This window comes from Microcystis sp. M53602_WE12 (assembly GCF_030065455.1).
In the GTDB taxonomy this organism is placed as follows: domain Bacteria; phylum Cyanobacteriota; class Cyanobacteriia; order Cyanobacteriales; family Microcystaceae; genus Microcystis; species Microcystis aeruginosa.
Map to the genome: position 1 here is coordinate 1 of NZ_JASJFB010000666.1, position 1,217 is coordinate 1,217.

Annotated in this window: 1 protein-coding gene; it reads left to right on the forward strand. The window is 40.8% G+C overall.

Going from position 1 to position 1,217, the window contains the following annotated elements; translation table 11 throughout:
* Window positions 1-385 precede the first annotated feature (385 nt).
* Complete coding sequence (locus PX482_RS20765) at window positions 386-1,153, forward strand: GspE/PulE/PilB domain-containing protein (protein ID WP_002759581.1); 768 nt, start codon at window positions 386-388, stop codon at window positions 1,151-1,153.
* Window positions 1,154-1,217 lie beyond the last annotated feature (64 nt).

The following is a 1,217-nucleotide window of genomic DNA, read 5'->3' on the forward strand; positions in this document are numbered from 1 at the left end:
CTTTCGGAATTTTTGGGTTAGAAGTATGTTATCTTGGCATCTTGTATGTTGATTTAGCATAAAGGGTAACGAAGAGCCTATATATTTTTACATTCCCCAAGATGTTTTGACGAAAAAGCTTCATAGAAACTACTATTGAGAACATTTTCAATAATTGATTTTTTCTGAGAAAAAAATTACAATTCTTCACCTTGAGAAAAATCAATCATTGTAGCTATAGTCCCTACTAGCAATGGGTTTTAAGCAAAATATCAGTAAAAATTATCAATTGAATGTTAAGAAGTGCGGAAAGTGGGATAAATTTTCTTTTACCTGTTAGCTGCGGTGAAAAAATGGGAATACTAAGGGATGTAGTGGGTTGTACAGTCTTTACTGGCTCTATTCCATGTCATCAGCAAACGAGAAACTTCAGACCAAGCTGCCTTCCTTTGCCCAAAAGTTAGTGCAATCGGGTTATGTCACTATCCCGCAACTACAAAAGGCAATGATCGAGAAGCAGAAAAGTCATCTGCCTCTACGGGCAATTTTACCCCTGATCACCGGCCGTCCTTTACCCAAAGAGGCACTGGCATACTACCGACTCGAACAACTGTCAAAATTAAAAGCCAAGTATGGGGTAGAATATCTTGACCCTGAAAGTGAGACGATCGACTGGAGAGAAATCGAGAATCTGTTTCGCACAGTCCTTCCCTTTGAAATTTGCCGTCGTTATAAGATCCTGCCCCTACAAAAACAGCAATCCGCTGCCAATGTCCTTCACCTAGCCATGGTGGATCCCGCTAATCAGGAAATTCTCGATGATTTACGTCGTATCCTCCGGGATCAAGAATTGCAGTTTGAACGTCGTGTCATCGATCGGGCAGATTACCAGAAATTGGTCGAAATCTATCGTTATCGCCAAGAAAAAGCCCTATCTTGCCGTTTTCTTCCCCAAGAACAAGAGCTAGAGACCATAGTTGACATAACCGGCCTTTTTGAAGATGGCCAATCTCTCCCCCATCTCAACTGCAAATTAGCCGACGAGGATCTCGGGCTGATTCAAGAGGCGAATCAAGGGACGATCGTCAGTGTCGTTAATAAGACCTCTTGCATAAATCCGAAAACAAACGATAGAAACAATAATGGGAGGGACTTTCAGTTAATTATTTATTAGTAGTTGATAATCTTCAAAAATGTTGCTGTACAAGGATCGACTTAAGACTTTTGCAAGAGGTCTA